This window comes from Bradyrhizobium sp. ORS 375, from assembly GCF_000239775.1.
Lineage (GTDB): Bacteria > Pseudomonadota > Alphaproteobacteria > Rhizobiales > Xanthobacteraceae > Bradyrhizobium.
In genome coordinates this window covers 1-18,903 of the sequence record NZ_CAFI01000120.1, presented here as the reverse complement: position 1 = coordinate 18,903, position 18,903 = coordinate 1, and the positions used below count along the sequence as shown (strand labels likewise).

The 18,903-nt window shown below is 66.3% G+C and carries 13 protein-coding genes; 5 read left to right on the top strand and 8 right to left on the bottom strand.

Annotated elements, in window-relative coordinates:
- Window positions 1-149: 149 nt before the first annotated feature.
- Window positions 150-1,529, top strand: a complete 1,380-nt coding sequence (locus BRAO375_RS10580) for a sensor histidine kinase (RefSeq protein ID WP_009027460.1) — start codon at window positions 150-152, stop codon at window positions 1,527-1,529.
- Window positions 1,516-1,878 (top strand): response regulator, encoded by a 363-nt coding sequence (locus BRAO375_RS10575; protein ID WP_083842460.1) that lies wholly within the window; start codon window positions 1,516-1,518, stop codon window positions 1,876-1,878. Before BRAO375_RS10580 ends, BRAO375_RS10575 begins: the two co-directional genes overlap by 14 nt.
- A 374-nt stretch (window positions 1,879-2,252) precedes the next feature.
- Here the strand turns inward: BRAO375_RS10575 and BRAO375_RS10570 are convergent, their stop codons facing one another.
- The 4 genes from BRAO375_RS10570 to BRAO375_RS10555 all read right to left on the bottom strand — a co-directional run bounded on the left by BRAO375_RS10570 (window position 2,253) and on the right by BRAO375_RS10555 (window position 8,566).
- Complete coding sequence (locus tag BRAO375_RS10570; protein WP_009027458.1) at window positions 2,253-4,211, bottom strand: acetyl/propionyl/methylcrotonyl-CoA carboxylase subunit alpha; 1,959 nt, start codon at window positions 4,209-4,211, stop codon at window positions 2,253-2,255.
- A 14-nt stretch (window positions 4,212-4,225) separates the two neighbouring features.
- A complete protein-coding gene (locus BRAO375_RS10565) occupies window positions 4,226-5,842 on the bottom strand; it encodes an acyl-CoA carboxylase subunit beta (protein WP_009027457.1) in 1,617 nt (538 codons plus the stop codon).
- 140 nt (window positions 5,843-5,982) lie between these two features.
- Window positions 5,983-7,581: an AMP-binding protein gene (locus BRAO375_RS10560; protein WP_009027456.1), complete on the bottom strand. Its 1,599-nt coding sequence runs from the start codon at window positions 7,579-7,581 to the stop codon at window positions 5,983-5,985.
- A gap of 118 nt (window positions 7,582-7,699) precedes the next feature.
- Window positions 7,700-8,566, bottom strand: a complete 867-nt coding sequence (locus BRAO375_RS10555) for a beta-keto acid cleavage family enzyme (RefSeq protein WP_009027455.1) — start codon at window positions 8,564-8,566, stop codon at window positions 7,700-7,702.
- A gap of 204 nt (window positions 8,567-8,770) precedes the next feature.
- On the opposite strand from BRAO375_RS10555, the gene BRAO375_RS10550 reads away from it, so the two are divergent.
- Complete coding sequence (locus BRAO375_RS10550; protein WP_009027454.1) at window positions 8,771-11,350, top strand: cation-translocating P-type ATPase; 2,580 nt, start codon at window positions 8,771-8,773, stop codon at window positions 11,348-11,350.
- On the opposite strand, the gene BRAO375_RS10545 is transcribed toward BRAO375_RS10550, so the two are convergent.
- The 4 genes from BRAO375_RS10545 to BRAO375_RS10530 form a co-directional block, all read right to left on the bottom strand.
- Window positions 11,320-12,111: a helix-turn-helix domain-containing protein gene (locus BRAO375_RS10545; RefSeq protein ID WP_009027453.1), complete on the bottom strand. Its 792-nt coding sequence runs from the start codon at window positions 12,109-12,111 to the stop codon at window positions 11,320-11,322. The two genes, BRAO375_RS10550 and BRAO375_RS10545, sit on opposite strands and share 31 nt — an antisense overlap.
- Window positions 12,112-12,343: 232 nt before the next feature.
- Window positions 12,344-13,000 (bottom strand): glutathione S-transferase family protein, encoded by a 657-nt coding sequence (locus BRAO375_RS10540; protein WP_009027452.1) that lies wholly within the window; start codon window positions 12,998-13,000, stop codon window positions 12,344-12,346.
- Window positions 13,000-14,169, bottom strand: coding sequence for an acyl-CoA dehydrogenase family protein (locus BRAO375_RS10535; RefSeq protein WP_009027451.1), 1,170 nt, complete (start codon window positions 14,167-14,169; stop codon window positions 13,000-13,002). The genes BRAO375_RS10540 and BRAO375_RS10535 overlap by 1 nt, the downstream gene beginning before the upstream one ends.
- Window positions 14,170-14,507: 338 nt before the next feature.
- Window positions 14,508-15,647, bottom strand: a complete 1,140-nt coding sequence (locus BRAO375_RS10530) for an acyl-CoA dehydrogenase family protein (RefSeq protein ID WP_009027450.1) — start codon at window positions 15,645-15,647, stop codon at window positions 14,508-14,510.
- A 267-nt stretch (window positions 15,648-15,914) separates the two neighbouring features.
- Between BRAO375_RS10530 and BRAO375_RS10525 the strand changes: the two genes are divergently transcribed.
- Together BRAO375_RS10525 and BRAO375_RS10520 are read left to right on the top strand one after the other, a co-directional pair.
- Window positions 15,915-17,465, top strand: coding sequence for an acyl-CoA synthetase (locus tag BRAO375_RS10525; protein ID WP_009027449.1), 1,551 nt, complete (start codon window positions 15,915-15,917; stop codon window positions 17,463-17,465).
- 74 nt (window positions 17,466-17,539) lie between these two features.
- Window positions 17,540-18,772: an ABC transporter substrate-binding protein gene (locus BRAO375_RS10520; protein WP_009027448.1), complete on the top strand. Its 1,233-nt coding sequence runs from the start codon at window positions 17,540-17,542 to the stop codon at window positions 18,770-18,772.
- The last annotated feature ends 131 nt before the right edge of the window (window positions 18,773-18,903 follow it).

The window sequence follows — 18,903 nt, the reverse complement described above, 5'->3', positions numbered from 1 at the left end:
TCGCTCGCCGTCGACCAGCATCCTGTCCTCGTTGCCGAAGAACCAACAAGAAGCAGCGAACGAGATAGCCCTTGCATTCGTACACGAACGAGTCGGTAATCCTGTGTGCGACGTCTTCTCTTTTGTCGTGCTAGCAAGGAGTATGCGACGTGCACGGAATGCCCGGCGCCTCCCCCGCCCCCCCTGCAATTGACGACACGGCCTATCTTGCCGCGATCGTGCAGTCGTCGGCCGACGCGATCTTCGGCACGACCACGGACGGATTCATTCGCAGCTGGAACGCGGGATGTGAGCGGATGTTGGGCTACAGCGCCGCCGAGATGATGGGCCAGTCTGTGGCGCAGATCATTCCCTCGGAGCTGAGAGAGGAGGCTCGCGCGATTCGCCAGCGTGTCGGGATGGGAGAAGCCATCGAAAGCTTCGAGACTGTCCGGCTGACGAAGGATGGACGGCCGATCGAGGTCGCCGCAACCTTCTCGCCGATCCGCGACGATCACGATCGGATCGTCGGCATCTCCGGCGTCCTTCGCGACGTGACCCAGTCGAAGCAGGCCGAACGCAGCGCGGCGATGCTGGCGGCGATCGTCGCCTCGTCGTCGGACGGCGTCGTCAGCAAGACGCTCGACGGCACCGTCACCAGCTGGAACAAGAGCGCCGAGCGCATCTTCGGTTTTACGGAAGGCGAGATCATCAACCGGTCGATTCGCACCATCATCCCGGCAGAGCGCCAGGCCGAGGAGGATCGCATCCTCGCCACCGTCGTGTCCGGCGCCATCATCGACAATTTCGAGACCGTCCGGCTGCGCAAGGACGGTGCGCTGATCGACGTCTCGGTGACGGTCTCGCCGGTGCGCGATTCCGCCGGCCGCATCATCGGCGCATCGAAAATCGTGCGCGACATCACCGACAAGCGCAGGACGCGCGAGCAACTGCGGACGCTTCTCGCCGAGGTCAATCATCGCAGCAAGAACATGCTCTCGCTGGTGCAGGCGATCGCGCGGCAGATGACCCGGCATGGCCGCCAGCTCGACCTCAACCGCTTTCTCGAGCGGCTGCAGGCGATCGCGAGCAACCAGGATCTGTTGATCCAGAACGACTGGCGATTCATTCCGATCGGCGACCTCGTGCGCTCTCAGCTCGGCGCCTTCCGCGACCTGATTGGCAACCGCATCGCGATCGATGGACCGCAGATCGAGTTGACGCCGGAGGCCGCGCAGGCGATCGGCATGGCCGTGCATGAGCTCGCCACCAATGCGGCGAAGTATGGTGCGCTCTCGAGCGACGACGGACGGGTCGCGCTCAACTGGACGCAGGACGGCGACGATTTCGACATGAGCTGGCGCGAGAGCGACGGCCCGCCCGTCTCCCACCCGGAGCACAAAGGCTTCGGCAGCCGCGTGATCTCCGACATGGTCCGGGCGGGGCTCGAGGGCACCGTGGAGGTCGAGTTCGCGCCGCCGGGACTTCGCTGGCACCTGAGATGCCCCCTGCAACGCATCAGCCGCGGCAGCAGCCATGCCCGGCGCTGACAAGATCAACCTCCTGATCGTCGAGGACGATCCCATGATCGGCTTCGACCTGTCCGTCGAGCTGGAGGAAGCAGGCTTTGCCATTGTCGGCGTCGCGCCCACCGTCACCAAGGCTTTGCATCTGCTGCAGCGGAACCACTGCGATCTCGCCGTTCTCGACGTCAATCTCGGCCACGAAACCTCGGCCCCGATCGCACGCGCATTGATGGCCGCCGGCGTGCCGTTCGTCGCCGTCACCGGCTATGCCGTCGACCAATGTCCCGAAGAATTCGCCAGCGCGCCACTGCTGTCAAAGCCGTTCCAGACGTCGCGCCTGGTGGCAACGCTGAAGCGCCAATTGCCGCGGTGAGGCGTTGAGGCGGCGAGGTTTGGGATCGTCGCAGGGACGCATGTGCACAGCGACGATCTCGGAGTCCGATAAGCCTCCGACGTGGCTACGTCAGTGCCATGCCCCGGATTGCCGTGCGATCCGACCTCTCCCCGCAAAGGGCGGGGAGAGGTTTCACCGCCAATGCCGACAGAGATTGCCTTAATTAAAAGCTGTTGCAGAACTCATTAGCTTTGGCTTCGTCAATGTAAGAGGAGCCATTGCCCACAAGCACCTGTGGGCTCCCTCTCCCCGTTCTTCACGGGGAGAGGGGTGGGGTGAGGGGCAGCCGCACGGGAGGTCGACTTCCAAAGGCCTGATGACCTCGCGCGACGACCACGCACGAACTCCGCCCATCAATCACCCGCGATCTCCACCACGATCCGTCCGGTCGTCACCTGATCACCCTCGGTGACCTCGATCGCGCTGACCATTCCGGCAAGTCCGGCCGTGTGGACGTGCTCCATCTTCATCGCTTCCAGCGTCACGACCGGCTGGCCCAGTGTGACGCGATCGCCGGCCTTCACCAGCACCGCCACGACGCGGCCGTTCAAGGCGGCGCGAACCTTGCCGTCACCGCCGGCTGCGGCGGTGGACTGCGGCGCCGCCAATGTGAGATCACGCAACGTCAGCGTCCGGCCGCGATGGTGCACGAACAGCCGGTCGCCGTCGCGAACGAAGCGGGCGCTGTCGACGATGTCAGCGTGGCGGAAGCGGACCGCGTCATCGGAGAGCGCATCAATCTCCAGCCGATGTTCGGCGTCGCCGGCATTCATCCGATAGCTGCCGTCCCGCTCGCGCAGCAACTCGCAGTCCACGACCTCACCGTCGATCTCGAAACGCAGCGGCGTGGCAAAGCTCACGCCCAAGGAGCGACCGCCCCGGACGGGATACGCCAGCGGGTGGCTGACCGACAGCAACAGTGCGGCAAGCGCCGCCTCCGCCGCGCCGGCAATCGGCGCGCGCAGTTCGTCACGATGGACAGGAATGAAGCCGGTGGTCGCCCTGCCCGCCGCGAACGCGGGATGCCGCAGGCAGGACAGCAGGAAGGATTGGTTCGTCGTCACGCCGAGCGCGACGGCCTGCTCCAGCCCCGTGATGAGCCGTGCGCGCGCCTCCTCCCGGGTCGCGCCATGGCTGATCAGCTTGGCGATCATTGAATCGTAATAAGGTGGAATCGCTGCGCCCGACGCCAGCGCATGCTCGACGCGGATCGCGTCCGGCATCTGCCACAGCGCCATGCGTCCGGATTGCGGCATGAAGTCCTGCGCGGCATCCTCCGAGCACAGCCGCACCTCGATGGCATGGCCTTCGAGCCTGATCTGCTCCTGACGGAGCGGCAGCGGCTCGCCGGCCGCGACGCGCAACTGCCAATCGACGAGGTCGAGGCCCGTCAGCGCCTCGGTCACGGGATGCTCGACCTGCAGCCGGGTGTTCATCTCCATGAAGTAGAACTGGCCGTCACCGTCGAGCAGGAATTCCAAGGTGCCGGCGCCCTCGTAGCCGAGTGCCTTCACGGCCTGCACTGCGACCGCACCCATGCGCGCGCGCAGCTCCAGACTGACGGCCGGCGACGGCGCCTCCTCGATCAGCTTCTGGTGCCGCCGTTGCACCGAGCAGTCGCGCTCGCCGAGATGGACGGCGTTGCCATGGCTGTCGCCGAACACCTGGATCTCGATGTGACGCGGATTCGGGATCGCCTTCTCCAGGATGACGGTGCCGTCGCCGAAGGCCGCGGCGGCCTCCGAGCGGGCGCTGCGCAACATGTCCGGAAACGCATCGGCATCGCTGACCAGCCGCATGCCGCGTCCGCCGCCGCCGGCGACGGCCTTGATCATCACCGGGAAGCCGATGCGGCGCGCCTCGCGCAGCATCGCGTCGTCGCCCTGGTCCTCGCCCTGATAGCCGGGCACGCAGGGCACGCCGGCGCACTGCATGATCGTCTTGGCACCGGCCTTGTTGCCCATCGCCTTGATGGCCTCGGGCGATGGACCGATGAAGGCAACACCCGCGTCTCTGCAAGCCTGCGCGAAATCCTCGTTCTCGGCGAGGAAGCCGTAGCCGGGATGCACAGCGTCGGCGCCGGTGGCCTTGGCGGCGGCGATGATCGCCGGGATGTTCAGATAGGACTGTGCCGGGGGCGGCGCGCCAATCCGGACGGCCTGATCGGCGAGCCGGACATGCGGAGCGTCCGCATCTGCGTCGGAATGGACCGCGACCACGCCATGGCCGAGCCGGCGCGCGGTGCGCATGATGCGCAGCGCGATCTCGCCGCGGTTGGCGATCAGCACCTTGTGGAACGGCTTGCGCGACATCGCCTGCTCTCCGCTCATGGCCTGGACACCGAGAACTGCATGCGCTGCGGCTCGCGCGCCTCGGCCTCGCGGCAGATCGAAAGCACCTCCGCAAGCACCGCGCGGGTGTCGCGCGGGTCGATCACGCCGTCGTCGAGCACGCGCGCCGAGGTCGCGAACACGTCCATCTGGCTGTCGAACACCCCGATGATCTGCGCCTTCATGGCGTCGAGCTTCTCGCGCTCCACCGGCTTGCCGCGGCGCGCGGCCGCGGCTTCGGTGACGATCGCCATCGTCTCGGCGGCCTGCTCGCCGCCCATGACGGCGGTCTTCGCGTTGGGCCAGGAGAAGCAGAAGCGCGGATGGAAGCCGCGGCCGCACATGCCGTAATTGCCGGCGCCGAACGAGGCGCCGCAATAGATCGTGATCTGCGGCACGGTCGCCGAGGTCACCGCCTGGATCATCTTGGAGCCGTGCTTGATCATGCCGGCCTCCTCATAGGCGCGGCCGACCATGTAGCCGGTGGTATTGTTCAGATAGAGGATCGGCGTGCGGCTCTGGCAGCAGGCCTGGATGAAATGCGTCGCCTTGTTGGCGCCGGCCGGATCGAGCGGACCATTGTTGGTGACGATGCCGATCGCCTGGCCATCGATGCGGGCATGACCGCACACCGTCGCGGGGCCGTAGTTCGGCGACATCTCGACGAAGTCGCTGTCGTCGACGATCCGCGCGATGACCTGGCGCATGTCGACGGGACGCTTGTGGTCGAGCGGCATGATGCCGAGCAGCTCTTCCTGGTCGTAGCGCGGCGGCTTCGCCGCTGACGCCTCGTGCGACGGCCGGTCCCAGTTCAGCTTGCCCATGATCTCGCGCGCGATGCGCAAGGCATCGCGGTCGTCCTCGGCGAGATAATCACCGAGCCCTGAAATCGACGTATGCATCTCGGCGCCGCCGAGTTCCTCCTCGGTCGCGATCTCGCCGGTCGCGGCCTTCAGCAGCGGCGGTCCGGCGAGGAAGGCGCGGGTCCGGCCGCGCACCATGACGATGTAGTCGGACAGGCCGGTCTGATAGGCGCCGCCCGCGGTCGACGAGCCGTGCGTCACGGTGACGACCGGAAGCCCGGCGGCCGACAACCGCGCCAAATTGCGAAAGATGTTGCCGCCGCGGACGAAATCCTCGACGCGGTAGCGCAACAGATTGGCGCCGGCGCTCTCGACCAGCTGCACGTAAGGCAGCTTGTTTTCCAGCGCCAGCTCCTGCACGCGCAGGGTCTTGTCGAGGCCATAGGGCTGCAGCGCGCCGGCATCGATGGCCGCATCGTTCGCCGAGACCATGCAGCGCACGCCGGCGACGAAGCCGATGCCTGCGATGACGCCGCCGCCCGGCACGCTCTTGGCCGCATCCGGCGTATCGAACATGTAGCCGGCCAAGGTGGACAGCTCCAAGAACGGCGCGCCGGGATCGAGCACCAGCGCCACGCGCTCGCGCGGCAGCAACTGACCACGCTGGTGAAAGCGGTCCTTGGCCGCCGCCGACGCATTGCGCGTCCGCGCCTCGAGATCGCGCATCCGCGCGATCAGCCCGAGCATGCCGTCGCGGTTGGTTTGGAAGGCAGCGCCGGTCGGAGAGATAGTGTTGTCGATGATGGCCATAAGCAACGGTCTCGCTATTGACCGTCATTCCGGGGCGCGCGGAAGCGCGAGCCCGGAATCCATAACCACGATCGGGAGTATGGATTCCAGGCCTGGCCCTACGGGCCATCCCGGAATGACGATGGAGTTTGTGGCACGCCTCACGCGCTCTTCGCCCCGAAGTGATCGCCATAGGCCTGGCGCAGCTCGACCTTGCGCAGCTTGCCGGTGGCGGTCATCGGCATCTCCTCAAGCACGCGCACCAGCTTCGGCACCTGGAAGCCGCCGAGCGACTTCCGGCAATGCTCCAGCAGCTCGGTCTCGCTCGCCTGTGCGCCGGGCTTCAGCTTGACGAAGGCCGACACCGCCTCGCCCCATTGCGGATGCGGCAGGCCGACGACGGCGGCGTTCTGCACCGCCGGATGCGCCAGCAAAGTCTCCTCGATCTTGACCGAGGCGACGTTCTCCCCGCCGGACTTGATCATGTCCTTCTTGCGATCGAGGAACAGCACCTCGCCCTTGTCGATGACAGCGAGATCGCCGGTGTGGTGCCAGCCGAACTTGCGGGCGTCCTCGGTGGATTTCGGGTCCTTGTAGTAGCCCATCATCACGTTGGGCCCGCGATGCACCAGCTCGCCGATCTCGCCCGGCGGCAGCAGATTGCCGGCATCGTCCATGATCGCTGTCTCGTTGACGAACAGCGACTCGCCCCAGTAGTTGCCGAATCGTTGGAGCTGCACCTCCGGCCGCGACATCGTCGTCGCCGGATACATCTCGGTCTGGCCGCTGGTCAGCACGAAGTTCGGGCACAGCTCCTTGATCGCCCGCTCCAGCAGCGGACGGCTCATCGGTGCCATCGTGTAGAGGCAGGTGCGCAGGTGGGAGAGATCGAACTCCTTCCGGCGGGGGTGATCGAGGATCGCCTGGTACATCAGCGGCAGGCCGACGAAGACGGTGAGACGATCGCGCACGATTGCCTCCATGCAGGCCACCGGGTCGAAGCCGCGCATCAGCGCCATGCGGCCGCCGACCGAGAGATAGCTCAACAGCAGCACATGGCCGGCGCAGTGGAACAGCGGGAACTGCCCGGTGATGCCGTCGTCGCGCGACAGCTGCATCTCGATGCAATTGCTCATCACGGCCATCACGACGGCGAGATGGCAATGCATCGCGCCCTTCGGCCGCGAGGTCGTGCCGGAGGTGTAGATGATCATCGCGAGATCGCGGTCTGTGATCTCGATCTCCGGCTCGACGTCGGACTGGCCCTGGATCAGGTCATTGAAGCTGGCGAGCCCGGCGGCCTTCGCCGTTCCGGTGAGATCCACGGCTACCAGCTCGACGCCACGCTTCTCCAGCACCGCGCGGCGCTCAGGCTGCGCATGGAGATTGTCATCGATCACGGCGAAGCGCACCTCGGCGTGGCCGAGGATGTAGTCCATGTCAGCCGGACCCAGCATGGTGTTGACCGGCACCCAGACCAGTCCCGCGCGATGGATGCCGAACAGCGCTTTGACGAACTCGATCGAGTTGTTGCAGACCGTGGAGATCTTCTCGCCCGGCTTCAACCCCTTCGCGACGAGATAGTTCGCGAAGCGGTTGGCATCGCGCTCCAGCTCGGTGAAGGTGACCTGGCGGCCGCCATCGGTGATCGCCACGCGCTCCGGAAAGCGGCGCGCCGCGCGCTTCAGGAGATCGCCGATCGCGACACGGCCGATACGGCCCGGACCGGGCACACCACCGGTGGCGTCGAGGTTGGTCATATTTTCAGTCCCTCTCCATCCGCGTCATTGCGAGGAGCCGAAGGCGACGAAGCAATCCAGGGGCGTCACGCGTAGCCCCTGGATTGCTTCGCTGCGCTCGCAATGACGGAGCATGTCGTTAGTTCACCGTCCCGAACATCTGCCGCGCTTCTGCGGGACTGGCGATCTCGCGGCCCGCGCGTCTTGCGCACGCAGCGATGGCCTCGATCAGCTGGCCGTTCGAGGTCACCTTGGTGCCGTCGCCGAGATAGAACGTATCCTCCAGTCCGGTGCGCAGATGACCGCCGAGCTCGGCGCAGCGCTGATGCAGCGGCCAGATCTCGGCGCGGCCGATCGCGGTCACCTGCCAATGCGCCTCCGGCAGCTTCAGCTTGAGCAGGATCGGCAGCAGCTCGGGATCCGCCGGCATGCCCGAGGCCACGCCCATGACGAAGTTGTACTCCAGCGGACCTGAATACATGCCGGTCTGGCGGTACATGCCGACACAGCGCACGATGCCGACGTCGAAACATTCGAACTCCGGGATCGTCTTCGCGTCCTTCATGACGGCGAGATAGTCCCCGATCTTCTCGACCGAGTTGTCGAACATCATCGGCGGCCAGGCCCAGCTGTTGTCGGCCTTGACCTTGAGGTAGTTCAGCGAGCCGGCGTTGCAGGCCGCGATCTCCGGCCGGGTCTCCCGGATGCAATCGAGTGCGCCTTGATAGTTGGGACCTGACACACCGGAGGTGTGATTGATGATGACGCCCGGGCAGGCCTCGCGGATCGCCTGCTGGATCTCGCGCGAGACATTCACCTCCCACGAGGGAAGATGGCCCTTGCCCGGCGCCTGCTGGCGCAGATGGATGTGCATGATCGCAGCGCCGGCGTCATAGGCCCGCCGCGCCTCGCGCGCCATCTCCTCCGGCGTGACCGGCACGTGATGCTGCCTGGGATCGGTGAGCACGCCGTTCAGCGCGCAGGTGATGACGGCTTTGTTGCTCATGGCAGTCGTTCTGGCACTCGTTCGATGAATCTTGCGCGCAAGGAGCGCGGTGCAGATGTCGTCCCATATGAGGATGCCGTGGCGCGATCTGCTTGCGTTGACTCGCTGGTTGAAAGGGCGCTTTCCGGTTATTGCTTTGCGTCAAGCCGGCTGAGCGCCACCGACGCTAAGCGGTTCCTGTCCGTCCTCCTGACCGAGCGTGCAATGCCGAGCGACACACAACCGGCGCCGACTTTCCCCAATGGGCTGAGCGCCGCAGAGGCGGCGCGCAGGCTGCAGGCGGAGGGGTTCAACGAGCTGCCGCAGGCCGGCGCGCGCTCGGTCTTCCGGCTGATCGCGGACGTGCTGAAGGAGCCGATGCTGCTCCTGCTGCTCGCGGGGGCCGGCATCTATCTCGCGCTGGGCGACATGGCCGAAGCCGTGCTGCTCGGCGTGTTCGCCTCGGCGTCGGTGTTCATCACTATCGTACAGGAGGCGCGCACCGAACGGGTGCTGGAATCGCTGCGCGATCTCTCCAGCCCGCGCGCGCTGGTGATCCGCGATGGCGAGCGCAGCCGCATCGCCGGCCGCGAGGTCGTGCGCGGCGATCTGATCGTGCTGGCGGAAGGCGATCGTGTCGCGGCCGACGCCGTGCTGCGGCAATGCGACGATCTGCTGACGGACGAGTCCTTGCTCTCCGGCGAATCCGTGCCGGTGCGCAAACGGCCGGCCGACGATGAGACGAGCGACGCGCTCGTTGCCGCAGGCGGCGATGATCAACCCTTCGTATTCTCGGGCAGCCTGGTCGTGCGCGGCGGCGGCATCGCCGAGGTGATGGCGACGGGGCCACGCACCGCGATCGGCAGGATCGGCCAATCGGTGAGCGCGCTGGAGACCGAGACGCCCCGCCTCCGTCAGCAGACGCGACGTCTCGTCATGGCGTTCGCAATCGGCGGCGCCATCGTGGTGGCGATCACGGTCGTGCTCTACGCGCTGTATCGCGGCGGCTGGCTGGAGGGATTGCTGGCCGGCATCGCGCTGGGCATGTCGATGCTCCCCGAGGAATTCCCGGTCGTCCTGACGGTGTTTCTCGCGATGGGCGCCTGGCGCATCTCGCAGGCCCGCGTGCTGACGCGGCGCGCTGCCGCGATCGAATCGCTCGGCGCGGCGACCGTGCTGTGCACCGACAAGACCGGGACCCTGACCCAGAACCGCATGATGGTGGCGCGGCTGATGCGCGCCGACGGCGCTGTGCTGCAACTCGCGACGGCGTCACCGGATGCCGTGACGGGCGACTTCCGCGATCTCGTCACAACCGCCGTGCTGGCCTGCGACCCGCAGTCGCATGACCCGATGGAAAGGGCGCTGCAGGCGATCGACGCGCACGCGACAGCCGTAGCGACGTTGCAACGCCGCTACGGCCTGCGGCCCGATCTGCTCGCCATGTCCAATGTCTGGTCCCGTGACGGCGGCAGCATCGTCGCCGCAAAGGGCGCACCGGAGGCGATCGGAAAGTTGTGCAGCCTCGGCGGCACCGAGCTGGCCGAGTTGCAGGCTCGTGTCGAGATGCTTGCTGCGGAGGGCCTGCGCGTGCTCGGCGTCGCCCAGGCAGGCTGGAGCGGCGCTACGCTCCCCGAGACTCAGCAAGGTTTCGCATTCAACTTCTGCGGCCTCGTCGGTTTCGCCGATCCGCTGCGCGCCGAGGTACCCGCTGCCGTCGCCGAATGCCGCTCCGCCGGCATCCGAGTCATCATGATCACCGGCGATTATCCGGCGACCGCTGCGGCGATCGCGCGGCAGGCCGGGCTCGATCCCAGTCGCGTCATCACCGGCCCCGAGCTTGCGGAGCTCGACGACGACGCCCTGGCGCAGGCGGCGCGCACGCCGACGGCGTTCGCGCGCATCATGCCGGAGCAGAAGCTGCGCATCGTCTCAGCGCTCAAGGCCGATGGCGAGATCGTCGCAATGACCGGCGACGGCGTCAACGACGCGCCGTCGCTCAAGGCAGCGCATATCGGCATCGCGATGGGCGGCCGCGGCACCGACGTCGCGCGCGAGGCCGCCGCGATCGTGCTGCTCGACGATGATTTCGGCTCGATCGTCAAGGCGATCCGGCTGGGCCGGCGCATCTATGACAATCTGCGCAAGGCAATGAGCTTCATCCTGGCGGTGCATTTCCCGATCGCGGGACTCGCTTTGCTGCCGCTCGTCACCGGGCTGCCGCTGCTGCTCGGGCCCGTGCACATCGCCTTCCTGGAGATGATCATCGATCCCGTCTGCTCGCTGGTGTTCGAGGCGGAGACCGAGGAGGACGACGTGATGCGGCGGCGGCCGCGCGATCCCTTGGAACCGCTGCTGCCGCGCCCGCTGGTGCTGTGGGGCGCGCTGCAGGGCGTCCTCGCGATCATCACGACCGGCGGCGTGCTGCTGCTGGCCCACCGCAACGGCATGCCGGACGACCAGCTGCGCGCGCTAGTGTTCTTCACGCTGGTGTCGGTCATCGTCAGCCTGATCTTCGTCAACCGCTCGTTCTCGAGCTCGCTGCGCGACGCGCTGCTGCGGCCGAACCGGATGCTGCTGCTGGTGATCGCGATCGTGATCGCGGTGCTCGCCACCAGCCTGACGGTGCCGCCGGTCGCGGCGCTGTTCAGGTTCGGACCGCTGCATGCCGACGATCTCGCGCTGACCGCGGCGGCCGCGATCAGCACGCTGATCGTGCTGGAGCTGTCGAAATTCCCGCTGCGCGCCGCGCTGTCGCGGCGCGCGAAAGTCGATCAGGTCAACGCCGCCTCGCCGGCACGATAGATCGCGAGATCGCGCGAGCCGGAGAAGATCGCGCGCGGCTTCAGCCCGTAGAAGCGGCGGATCGAGTGGCTGAAATGCGTCGAGTCGGGATAGCCGATGTCCTGCGCGAGATGCGCGAGATTAAGATCCTGGTTGGCGTAGTTGAGCAGATGCCGCGCGCGCTTCCAGGCGCGGAACGAGCGGAAGGAGATGTCGGTCTCCTCCTTGAACAGATGCAGGAAGCGCGAGGTCGACAGGCCCACCGCGGCGGCGCAGCTCTCGGCGGTGGCCGGCTCGCCGGAGAAGCGGCTGATCAGGCCGATCGCCTTGACCACGCGCGGATCGAGCGTCCGCTGCGGCAGCACCTCGCCGAAGCAGAGCCGGTCGAACACCGCGCTGGTGACGTCGCCGGACAGCGGCCGCTGCACCAGCTCCTCATAGGCGGCGCGAATGCGGCAGGCATAGGCCTCGGCCTCGCGCGCGACCTTGGCCGCGAAGCGATCGAGCGTGCCGATCGGCACGCTCTCCGGCTCCATCGTCACGACGATGACGGTGCGGTAGTCGCTCTCGATCGTGTGCTGCTTGTTCGGCGGCACCACCAGCAGCTCGCCACAACGCGCCTCGCCGCCCTCGGGCAGCAGCCGCAGGCTGCCGGTCAGCGCGACATAGATATGGAACGCGCCCGAGCAGCGCTGGCGCGGGCGGCCGAGCAGCCCGGCGTAGAAGACGCGCTCGGGCGTGATCAGCATGAGATGGCCGGAGTCCCGGCGGGTGACATCCATGGTCTTCCTCCTGAGGCGCGGCTCTGGCGGCCGCTTCTTTGGACGAGAACCATAGCGCAATTCGCGCCGCTGTCATCGGCGACGACTGCCGATTTTTGTCGCGGTTAATCATCACGGCATACATGCGTTGTCATTCCGGGGCGCGCGTCAGCGCGAACCCGGAATCTCGAGATTCCGGGTTCGATGCTGCGCATCGCCCCGGAATGACGTGGCCCGAAATGACGTGCGCAACTCACGGCCTGACGCGCGGCTTGACGCCCTGCTCTTGGCCGGCGCGCTCCTCGGCGGCGAGCGCCCGCTGGTAGCCATCGCGCTGCTGCAGGCGCGCCCAATAGGCCGCCACATTCGGCCCGAATTCCTTGGAGAGCCCGAGCGTGTCGGCAAGGCGGAGCGCATAGCCGATCACGATGTCCGCCGCGGTGAAGCGGCCGCCGCTCAGGAATTCGACATGGCCAGTCGCTGCCTCCACCGCGCGCAACCGGCCCAGAAACCATTTGGCATAGTCGGTCGCGACCTGCGGCGAGCGGCGCTCCTCAGGCTCGAGCTGCGTGTACCGCAATACCAGCGTCTGCGGGAACGTCAGCGTCGCGTCCGAGAAGTACATCCAGTTCAGGAACGCGCCGAAATCTTTCTCCTCCGGTCCGACCATCAGCGGTGTCGGACCATGCTTGATGCCGAGATAGTGGCAGATGCCCGAAGATTCCGTCATCTTCGTCTCGCCGTCGATCATGAACGGGATGGTCCCGAGCGGATTGATCGCCAGATACTCCTTGGCCAGCACCCGCGGCGGGAACGGCAGCATTTTCAATTCGTAGCTGGCCCCGAGCTCCTCCAGCATCCACAGCGGGCGGAACGAGCGGGCGCCGTCGCAATGATAAAGCGTGATCATCAGGCGTTCCCCGCTTTCGCCATGCCCGGCAACGTGCCCATCATCTTGCACAGGATCGTCAGCATCACCTCGTCGGCGCCGCCGCCGATCGAGCTCAGCCGCGAATCGCGATAGGCGCGGCTCACCGGCGTCTCGTTCATGAAGCCCATGCCGCCCCAATATTGCAGGCAGGCGTCGGTGAGCTCGCGCCCGAGCCGGCCGGTCTTCAGCTTCACCATCGTCGCGAGCCGCGTCACGTCCTCGCCGGCCACCAGCGCCTCGGCGGCCTGATAGGTCAGCGCGCGCAGCAGCTCGACCTCGGTCTGCAGCTCGGCGAGGCGGAAGTGGACGACCTGATTGTCGAGGATCGAGCGGCCGAACGCCTTGCGGTTGCGGGTGTACTCGATGGTCGCATTGATGATCGCCTCATGCGCCTTCAGGCAGGCGGCGCCGGCCCACAGCCGCTCCTCCTGGAACTGCATCATCTGGTAGGTGAAGCCCATGCCCTCCTCGCCGACGCGGTTGCGCTTGGGCACGCGCACATTGTCGAAGAAGATCTGCGCGGTGTCGGAGGAGCGCATGCCCATCTTGTCGAGCTTGCGCGCGACCTGCACGCCCTTGCTCTTCATCGGCACGCAGATCAGCGACTTGTTGCGGTGGACCGGGCCGTCGCTGGTGTTGGCGAGCAGGCAGATGAAATCCGCCTGGGTGCCGTTGGTGATCCACATCTTGCCGCCGTTGATGACGTAGTCGTCGCCGTCGGCGCGCGCCTGGGTCTTGATCGAGGCGACGTCGGAGCCGGCGCCGGGCTCGGACACGCCGATGCAGGCGACGTAGTCGCCGGCAATCGCCGGCGCCAGAAATTCCTTGCGCACCTCGTCGGAGCCGAACCGCGCCAGCGCCGGCGTCGCCATGTCGGTCTGCACCCCGATCGCCATCGGGATGGCGCCGCAATTGATGGCGCCGAGCTCCTCCGCCATCATCAGCGCGTAGGAATAGTCCAGCCCCTGTCCGCCGAACTCGACCGGCTTGTTGAGGCCGAGAAATCCGAGGTCGCCGAGCTTCTTGAACAGCTCATGCGCGGGAAAGATGCCGGCCTCCTCCCATTCGTCGACATGGGGATTGATCTCGGCGGCAATGAACTTCTGCAGGATGCGGCGCGGTTCGTCGTGGTCGGCGGTGAAGAGCATGTTTCATTCCCTGTCGTTCAGGGGCGGCCGCTCGAGCATCCGCCCCGGAAGTTCGTTGGTGCTTCTTGATTGCGACACGCCCGTCATTCCGGGGCAAGGCCGCAGGCCTTGAACCCGGAATCCCGAGCTTGTCTGGCGTTCCTTGCTACCAATCTCGAGATTCCGGGTTCAATCGTCAACGCGCAGCCGCTTCGCGCCTTCGCATTGCCGATTGCCCCGGAATGACGGTGAAGGATCATCTTCGCTTTGCTATCTGACGCGCTGGGACTCATCACCTCGAGATTCCGGGTCAGCCCTGCGGGCTGCCCCGGAATGACGCGCGTGGAGAGGGGCGCGGCTCACAATCCCATCTGCCGGCTGGCCAGGTCCTTCATGATCTCCTCGGTGCCGCCGCCGATCGCATTGACCTTCACCTCGCGATAGATCCTCTCGACACGAATGCCGCGCATGAACCCCGCGCCGCCAAAGATCTGCACCGCCTCGGAGGCGCAATAGGCCATGGTCTGCGTCGCCTGGTTCTTCATCATGCAGATCTCGGCGACGGGATTATCACCCTGTTCGAGCCGCCACGCCAGCATCTCCAGCATCGCCTGCGAGGCCGCCACGCGCTGTGCCATGTCGACCAGCTTGTGCCGGATCACCTGGTGCTGCGCCAGCGGCTTGCCGAAGGTCTGGCGCTCCTTGGCGTACGCGATCGCATCGTCGAGACAGACGCGCGCGAACGCCGTGCAGCTCGCCGCCATGCCCATGCGCTCGGAATTGAAATTGTGCATGATCAGCTTGAAGCCCTGCCCCTCCTCGCCGATCAGATTCTCGACCGGCACGCGGCAATTGTCGAAATGCAAGGTCGCGGTATCCGACGCCCACCAGCCCATCTTGTTGAGCCTGGTGCGGGTCAGCCCCGGCGCGTCGCCCGGAACAAGCAGCAGGCTGACACCTGCCGGCCCGGGTCCACCCGTGCGCACCGCGACGGTGATGTAGTCAGCGCGCATGCCCGAGGTGATGAAGGTCTTCTCGCCGCTGACGACATAGTGATCGCCGTCGCGCACCGCCTTGGTGCGGAGATTGGCAACATCGGAGCCGCCGCTCGGCTCGGTGATGGCGAGCGCCGAGATCTTTCGCCCGGAGAGAATCTCCGGTAGCACTTTCGCGCGCACCTCCGGCCGGGCCGCGCGCGCGATCGGCGGCGCGCCGATGCTGTGGCTCATCAGGCTGGCGCTGACGCCGCCGACGCCGGCGCGTGCCAACTCCTGCGACGACACGATCCGCATGAACTGATCGGCCGCGACGCCGCCGAACTCCTCGGGGAAGCCCAGGCCCAGCAGGCCAATCTCGGCAGCCTTGGCATACAGCGCACGCGGAAACTCGCCGGCCTCGTCCCAGGCGCTCGCGAACGGCGCGATCTCCTTGTCGACGAAGCGCCTGACGACGTCGCGGAAGGCCTCGTGCTCGGCCGTGTAGAACGGGCTTTTCCTCATCGGCACCGGGCTCTGGTTGCTGTGTCGCCAGGATGACCAGAAGCGGCGGTATCGCCTTGCGTCGAGTGGCTGACAGCCGAAATCGCCTCCAGCTTCGCGCACATTCGTGACGCCCCATCAGCGCCTTGACGCAAGACAGTGCAATGCACACACCGGCCCACTCGCGACAAAAAGACGCCGCGCGCCTTGAGCCGATCAGGCCGGACGCGAGGCCACGGGAATCGCGATCAAGGCGGCATCAGATCGCCTGACACGAGGAGGAAACGCGTGCCAGTACGGTATTACGACTGGATTGCGCATCATGCGCGGAGGACGCCGGATAAGACCGCGATGGTCGATCTCGGCAGCGGCCGGCGGTTCAGCTATGCGGAGTTCGATGCCCGCGTCGCGCGTCTGGCCGGTCATCTCCGCGATGCCTGCAGCGTGGGCAAGGGCGATCGCGTCGCTGTGCTGGCGCTGAACGCCACCGATACGTTGGAAGTGCAGTTCGCCTGCTTCCGCGTCGGCGCGATCTTCGTGCCGCTCAATGTCCGACTCACGGTGCCCGAGCTGCAGTTCATCGTCGGCGACGCCGCGCCTGACGTGATGATCCACGATGACGACCTTGCCGACAGCGCGCTCGCCGTAAGCCGGCTGTGCGGCGTCGCCACGGTGCTGCGCTATGGACCCGGCGGCAGCTACGAGCAGGCGATCGCGGCGGCCAGGCCGCTGACCGCGGTCGAGCCGGTCACGCTCGATGACGTCTCGACCATCATGTACACGTCCGGCACGACGGGACAGCCGAAAGGGGCGATGATCACCCACGGCATGACGTTCTACAACTGCGTCAATCTCGGCGGCCCCGCCTATATCACGCCGTCCTCGGTGCTGCTGACGGTGCTGCCGCTGTTCCACACCGGCGGCCTCAACTGCTATACCAATCCCGTGATGCATGTCGGCGGCACCGTGCTGATCATGCGCGCGTTCGATCCCGGCCAGGCGCTGCAGCTGATCAGCGATCCCGCCCAGGGCATCAACGTGTTCTTCGGCGTGCCCGCGATCTATCAGTTCATGGCCCAGCATCCGGCGTTCGCAACCGCCGATTTCAGCCGGCTGGTGATCGGCGGCGTCGGCGGCGCGCCGATGCCGGTTCCGCTGCTCGAGACCTGGGAGAGGCGCGGCGTCGCGCTGCAGCAGGGCTATGGCATGACCGAGACCTCACCGGCCGTGCTCGCGCTCGACCGCGAGGATGCCGCGCGCAAGGCGGGCTCGGCGGGCAAGCCGGTGCTGCACACGGAAGTGCGCATCGTGCGGCCGGACGGCAGCGACGCCGATGTCGGCGAGCTCGGTGAGCTCTGGGTGCGCGGACCCAACGTGACGCCGGGCTATTGGAACCGGCCCGATGCCAATCGCTCCTCCTTCACCGACGGCTGGCTGCATACCGGAGATGCCACGCGGGTCGACGAGGACGGCTTCTACTACATCGTCGACCGCTGGAAGGACATGTACATCTCCGGCGGTGAGAACGTCTATCCGGCCGAGGTCGAAAGCGTGCTGCACCAGCTGAGCGCCGTCGCCGAGGCCGCGGTGATCGGCATCGCCGATCCGCAATGGGGCGAGACCGGCATGGCCATCGTCGCGGTCAAGCCGGGACAGAGCTTGAGCGAGGCCGAGATTGTCGCGCATTGCCAGGCCAACCTCGCCCGCTTCAAATGCCCGCGCACCGTCCGCTTCGTCGACGCGCTGCCGCGCAACGCCACCGGCAAGATCCACAAGCCGACCCTGCGCAAGAGCTTTGCGACCGCGTCGGCGGTCGATCTCGTCCAGCAGGCGTCGTGACGTTTCCTGCGCAGCGGCTGTTGCGCATCGCGGACCACCAAGACTCACAAGACCAACCAGAGGAAGCCCAGGGAATGTTGCCTATGACGACCAGGACTCTGCTGTCTTTCGCGGCCGCGGCCGCTCTCTCCGTTTTGGCGAGCCACAGCGCGCTCGCCCAGAAGAAATACGACACCGGCGCCAGCGACACCGAAATCAAGATCGGCAATGTCGAGGCCTATAGCGGCCCGGCTTCGGCCTACGGCATCATCGGCAAGACCGAGGAAGCCTATTTCAAGATGATCAACGATCAGGGCGGCGTGAACGGCCGCAAGATCAACTTCATCTCCTACGACGACGGCTACAGCCCGCCGAAAACGGTCGAGCAGGTGCGCAAGCTGATCGAGAGCGACGAGGTGTTCCTGGTGTTCAACGCACTGGGCACACCGACCCAGACCGCCGTGCAGAAGTATCACAATTCCAAAAAGGTGCCGCAGCTGTTCCTGGCCACCGGCGCCAGCAAGTGGAACGATCCGAAGGACTTCCCGTGGACCATGGGCTTCCAGCCCAGCTACCGCGTCGAGGCGCGGATCTTCGCCAAGTACATTCTCAAGGAGAAGCCGAACGCGAAGATCGCAATCTTCTATGCCAATGACGATTTCGGCAAGGACTACGTCCTCGGCATCAAGGAGGTGCTCGGCGACAAGGCCAAGACGATGATCGTCGCCGAGGAGAGCTACGAGACCTCGGAGCCTTCGATCGACGCCCATATCGTCAAGCTGAAGGGCACCGGCGCCGACGTGTTCGTCAACATCGCCACGCCGAAATTCGCGGCCCAGGCGATCAAGAAAATCGCCGAGCTGGAATGGAAGCCGATGCACCTGATGACGGACGTCTCGATCTCGATCGGCGCCGTGATGAAGCCGGCCGGCCTTGAGGCCTCCGAAGGCGTGCTGTCGGCCGGCTATCTCAAGGACCCCTCTGATCCGCAGTGGAAGGACGACGAGGGCATGAAGAAGTTCATGGCCTTCATCGACAAGTACATGCCCGGCGCCAACATCTCCGACGCCAACCTCGCCTATGGCTACGCCGCGGCGCAGACCATGGTGCAGACCCTGAAGCAGTGCGGCGACAATCTCACCCGCGAGAACGTCATGAAGCAGGCCGCCAGCCTCAAGGACTTCGCGCCGGACACCCTGATCCCCGGCATCAAGGTCAACACCGGCCCGAACGACTTCGCCCCGATCGAGCAGCTCAAGATGATGCAGTTCAAGGGCGGCAAGTGGGACCTGTTCGGGGACATCATCAGCGCGGATGTCGGAGGGTAGGTAGGAGACGGCGGCGCGGCGCGCCAGGCAGCGAACCGATGCAGGCGCGCCGCATCGCTACACCAAACACGTCGATGACGGGCCCTTGGCTGCCACTTTTCGCTTGAGCCCCGCTCTCCCGCCAGTGGCGG